Raw genomic sequence first — 5,325 nt, 5'->3', positions numbered from 1 at the left:
CGCCCCCTCCCTTCCCCCCCCCCCCCTCCCCTCCCCCCCTCCCCCCCCCCCCCGCCCCCCCCCCCCCCCCCCCCCCCCCCCCCCCCCCCCCCCCCCCCGCTCCCGAGTCGCGGGGCAAGGACGCCTGCTTCTCGTAGTCGTGGCCGATCAGGCTGGTGACTGCGCGTCGTTGACCGCGGTTGGTGTGGTGGCGGGCCGGCTATGGGCCGGGGGTGCCGATGCGTACGGCCTGGGGGTCGTGGGTGCTTTTGCGGTTGCCGGTTCGCGGGTCGATGCGAAAGATTCCGCTGGCTCCTTCGATGACGTTGGTGGTGTCGAAGAGGTAGAGCTGGGCCGCCACCGCGCGCAGGCTGGGCGGGGTTCGGGGCGGGTCGGTGGCGTAGCGGATGGCCAGGCTCGCGGTGAGGAACGCGTCGTGCGCCATCACCGCCCATCCGCTGTCCAGGTGGGCTGCGTCGAACTTCTGCCCGTGGTGGGTTCGGCTGAATTCGTCGGCGAAGGTCTGACAGCATAGGGACAGCGCCGACCGTGTGCGCGGTAGCGCGGGGCATGGGTCTCCTGTCCGGGTGGGGGTGCTACGCGGACCAGCGTGAGCCCCGCCGCTGTCGTTTCGATGACGTTCCACTTGCCCCCCGACCGCCGTGGAGCAGGAGTCCGATCGAGAAATCGGCGCCCCAGCACCGCAGCGGCGCCTCCCGTAACACCAGCTCACACCGGCACGAACGAACGCGTCGGTGAATCACTGCGCAGAGCGAGAGCCCCGTCCCTCGTGTCCGGCTCGGGCGGGGCAGTCTCCGCCCCGTCGGACCGGCGCAGGCACGGTCCGGCGCCGCCACCCCCGGGCCGGTCGCTTGCCGTCGTACCACCGCCGTTCATGGTGACCGGCGCCCCCGGATGTACGGGAAGTTGCCGTTTTGAGACACATGTCGAGACTGTGATGCCTCTGCTTGGGCGGGCAGAAGAGCCTCCAACTCAGGGAGGCAGATGTGACGCGTGATCGACTCGGACTGGCCGAGATCCTGACAGCGGCGGAGGACGCCGCACCGGTGGGCTCCGTGGATGTTGTGGCGCGCAATCTGCGCGACCGGTTCGGCGCGCGGTACGTATCGTTCCTGTTCGTCGACATCGTCGGCCGGCGCATGCTGCGCGTCAGCGACAAGATGGTTACGCCCGATGACGGCCGCGCAGAACAGGTTTCCCTCGCGGGCAGCAGCGTCTACGACGAGGTCCTGCGCACCCAGAAACTGGTACAGGAACGGAAGGAAGGGGAGCAGGGGCAGCGGGTGCTCGCCCCTGTCACCAACCGCGGCGACACCATCGGGGTCCTGGAGCTGTTCCTGCACCACGTAACCGAGGACGTGCTGGATCAGGTCGAAGAGGCCGCACACGCGCTGGCGTACATCATCGTCACCGACCGCCGGTTCACCGACCTGTACCACTGGGGCAACCGCACCACCTCGGTCAGCCTGGCCGCCGAGATCCAGCGCCAGCTTCTGCCCTCCGCCCCCTCCTGCGAGGCGGCCGAGTTCACCCTCGCCGGCGCCCTCGTCCCGGCCTCCGACATCGCCGGTGACACCTACGACTACACCCTCGACCGCGACACGCTGCACCTGTCCGTCACCGACGCCATGGGCCACGACGTCGACGCCTCACTCATGGCCACACTCCTGGTCAACGCCTCCCGCGGCGCCCGCCGCGCCGGAGCCGACCTTGCCGAACAGGCCCGCCAGATCCACCAGGCACTCCTCGACCACGGCAGACGGACCTTCGCCACCGGCCAACTGCTGCGCATCGCCCTGGACGGAACCAGCGCCCAGCTCGTCAACGCCGGCCATCCCGGGCCGCTACTGCTGCGCGACGGCTCGGTCGACGAACTGCACCCGGCGGTGAACCTGCCCTTCGGCGTCGTCGGGCAGGGCCCGTACCAAGTGCAGGACCTCGACCTGCGCCCAGGTGACCGCCTCGTGCTCTACACCGACGGCATGCAGGAACGCCAGGCGAAAACAGCCGACCTGCCCGGACTCATCCGAAAAACCGCCGATGAGCACCCGCGCGAGGTCGTACGCACCCTGGTCGCCGCAGTCAACGACGCCTGCGACGGCCACGTGCGAGACGACGCCACCGTCCTGTGCCTGGACTGGCACGGCCCCCAACTCGCGGACCACCGCGCCGAAGCCTGAGACGACACCCGCCGTACAAGGTTACTCGTGCGGCCATGCCGACCTGCTTGGGGAGATCGCGACGTCGACGGAAGCCGCCGCTCTCGCGGTGCAACGCCTGCCGGCAACGCGGTGACGGGAGTGGCGAGTGGCACGATTCCACGGCGTTCGCGCCCGCGTCCGCCGGTCCCGGACCTCCCCCTCCCCCCGAACGGATGAACGGGCCGTGTCCGGGCCCGCGGAGGCAATCCCGCAGGCGGGAATATCGGCCGCATGAATACCGTCAGCCAGGTCTTCGTCCTGATCGCCGCAGCGGTCCACGTCTTCGTGTGGCCCCTGGAGAGCTTCCTCTACGGGCGGCCGTGGGTGCGCGTCTTCCTGACCGGCAGCACCGCGGACGCGCCGGAGGTGCGGCTGTGGCGGTTCAACGTCGGGTTCTACAACCTGTTCCTGGCGCTCGGGCTCATCGCCGGCTTCGCCGCGCTGCGCTTGCTGCCCCGGACATCGATGGGGCGGCCTCGGCTGGACGACCGGACGATCCTCAGCGGCATGGCGTGGAAGTTCCGTACCGGGATGGCCCGGAGGGACGTGCCCGAGCGATACGGCTCCTGGGCCGGCCTGCACACCGGTTCCGCCGGCTGGGCCGCCGACGGCCCGTTCAACCGGATGCGGCGGCGAGCGCAGGCCGGAGCGGACGCGTACCTCAACGAGGTGGAGGCGCGCGCCGCCCCGGACGAGCCGAACATCGGGCTGTGTCCGATGTTCACGCCCTGCGAACCGGCCTGACCCAGGCCCCTCTGCAGGCAGCGACGGCAGTCGGCGGTGACAAGCCGGCCCAGCAGGCCGGGACGCCTGCTGTCAAACCAGTGCGGTCTTTCGATCTCTTCGCCCCTCTGACGGCTTAGTGTCGTATATGTGAGTGATGACGGCATTGCATCTGGTGGAGAGGTGTCTCTGGATCAGGTGCTCAGCGGCACGGTGCAGCGTGCGGGGGCCTTGGCGGCGGGCGTGTACGTGCTCTGGGTGGGGCGCCAGGAAGACATGGCGCGCTTGTATCCGAACGCGGCCGCCGGGTTGCCGTACCAGTTCGCGCTGGCCTTCGCCCCCTTGCACGGGGCCCGGCGGTGGGGGGCCCTGGCGCTGGTGTGGCCCGAGAGCCACCCGCCCTCACTGACCCGCCGTGAACGCGGGCACATCCTGTCCAGCGCAAGCCGTATCACGCGACTGCTGGACCAGGCGGACGCTCCATGGAGCATTCCTGATCAGCCACGTGCCGTGCCTCTGCTTGGGCCCGGTCCGGACCCGGCGCAGACCGAACTCGCCGCCGTCGACCTGCTGCAGCGGCTGCCCGTCGGCGCCCTCAGCGTGGACCTGCAGGGCCGTATCACCTATCTCAACGACGCCGCCGCCCGGCTGCTCGGCCGCAGCGCCCACAGCCTCCTCGGCGCCCTGCCGTGGCAGGCCGTGCCCTGGCTCGACGCCCCGGTCCACGAGGATCACTACCGCGCCGCTGTCTTCGGCCGCGAGCCCGTCGCCTACACCGCACCGCGCCCGCCCGATGGCTGGCTCGACATCCGCCTCTACCCTGATGACAGCGGCATCAGCATCTTCATCTCCCCCAGCCGCCGCGAGCAGTCGGCCGACGCCCCACCGCCGCGCATCACTGCGAACCTGGTCTCATCGAAGGCAGCCGGCACGGGGCGGATCCACCAGCTGATCCATCTGGCGGCCGCTCTGAGCCAGACCGTCACCGTGGCCGACGTCATCCATACGGTGGCCGACCAGATCCTGCCCGCTTTCGCAGCACAAGGCATGGTCATCTCCGCTGCCGACGCCGGCCGACTGAGGATCATCGGGCACCGCGGCTACGACCCGCGCAATATCGCCCTCCTGGACGGCCTGCCCCTGGACACCGGCGTCACCCCCGTCGGCCACGTCCTGCAAAACGGCATCCCGGCCTTCTACGCCAACCCCGCCGAGATGACCCGCGCCCACCCGCGGGCGCCCACGCTCAGCGGCAAACAGGCCTGGGCGTTCCTGCCCCTGGTGGTCTCCGAGCGCCGCGTCGGCTGCTGCATCCTGTCCTAGGGCCTGTGTGATGTCGTGATCAGCTGTCGAGTCCTGTCCTCTTCGCAGGGTGGGATCCGGTAGGACTGGGGTTGTGACACGTAGGCAACTCACCCATGCTCAGTGGAAGTTCATCGAGCCGTATCTGCCGATTGGTAGGTACGGCCCGTACCCGGAGCGGTTGCGGGAGCAGTTCGAAGGTGTGATCTGGCGGTTCCGCTCCAGTGGGCAGTGGCGGGAGATGCCGGCCGAGTTCGGCCCGTGGGCCACTGTCTACGGACGCTTCCGCGTATGGCGGGACGCCGGTGTCTTCACGGCCCTGTGGGAAGGCTTGATCGCCCAGGGGGCCAGCGCGGGAAGGACGGACTTGTCGCTGGTCAGCGTGGACTCCACCACGGTCCGCGCCCACCACGACGCCGCGGGGATGCGGGTCAGCAAGCACCTCATGAAAGCCCTGGAGGAGGCCGTGCAGGAGCAGGACGCCGCCCGGCAAAAGGGGGCGGCACGGAGGAACAGAACGGACAGGACGAACGCCGGCGCGTCCGGCGCCGACGCAGGCTCCGCCTGAAGGAAGCCCTGCTCGGCAGGTCCCGGGGCGGACTCACGAGCAAGATTCATCTCGCCTCGGACCGCCGGTGCCGTCCCCTCGCGTTAGCTTTGACCGCCGGGCAGGCCGGGGACAGCCCGCAATTCATCCCCGTGCTCGCGAAGGTGAAGGTCCGCCTGCCGGTCGGCCGTCCCCGCATGACGCCCGGCGCGGTCGCCGCGGACAAGGCCTACTCGTCTCGCGGCAACCGCGCCTACCTGCGAAACCGTGGAATCAAGGCCGTCATCCCGGAGAAACGGGACCAGGCCGCCAACCGCAAGAAGAAGGGCGCACGAGGCGGCCGGCCCATCAGCCACGACGGCGACCTCTACAAGGAACGGAACACCATCGAACGTCTGATCAACAAGCTGAAAGCCTGGCGAGGCATCGCCACCCGCTACGACAAGAGCCCGGACAGCTACTGAGGTTTTCAGGGTGGGGTCGGCGGGTTGATGGCCAGGCTTGTGGCGGTGAGGCAGCCGTCGATCAGGCGGGGCCGGAGCTGGATTCTGC

4 protein-coding genes and 1 pseudogene are annotated in these 5,325 nt (G+C 69.8%); 4 read left to right on the top strand and 1 reads right to left on the bottom strand.

Annotated elements, in window-relative coordinates:
• Positions 1-199 precede the first annotated feature (199 nt).
• A complete protein-coding gene (locus tag AC07FK_RS30625; RefSeq protein ID WP_479108193.1) occupies positions 200-424 on the bottom strand; it encodes a hypothetical protein in 225 nt (74 codons plus the stop codon).
• Between the two features lie 562 nt (positions 425-986).
• On the opposite strand from AC07FK_RS30625, the gene AC07FK_RS30620 reads away from it, so the two are divergent.
• From AC07FK_RS30620 to AC07FK_RS30605, 4 genes and pseudogenes are all read left to right on the top strand, one after another.
• Complete coding sequence (locus tag AC07FK_RS30620) at positions 987-2,180, top strand: PP2C family protein-serine/threonine phosphatase (RefSeq protein ID WP_479108192.1); 1,194 nt, start codon at positions 987-989, stop codon at positions 2,178-2,180.
• A gap of 252 nt (positions 2,181-2,432) precedes the next feature.
• Positions 2,433-2,945: a DUF1304 domain-containing protein gene (locus tag AC07FK_RS30615; protein ID WP_479108191.1), complete on the top strand. Its 513-nt coding sequence runs from the start codon at positions 2,433-2,435 to the stop codon at positions 2,943-2,945.
• A gap of 129 nt (positions 2,946-3,074) precedes the next feature.
• Positions 3,075-4,247 carry a PAS domain-containing protein gene (locus AC07FK_RS30610; RefSeq protein WP_479108190.1) on the top strand — a complete coding sequence of 391 codons (1,173 nt, stop codon included), beginning with the start codon at positions 3,075-3,077 and terminating at the stop codon, positions 4,245-4,247.
• A 73-nt stretch (positions 4,248-4,320) separates the two neighbouring features.
• Positions 4,321-5,237: pseudogene (locus tag AC07FK_RS30605) on the top strand (IS5 family transposase).
• Positions 5,238-5,325 lie beyond the last annotated feature (88 nt).

This window comes from Streptomyces sp. NPDC046122, from assembly GCF_056429965.1.
Note: the sequence above shows the minus strand (reverse complement) of the source record. Positions and strands in the feature narration are given on the sequence as shown.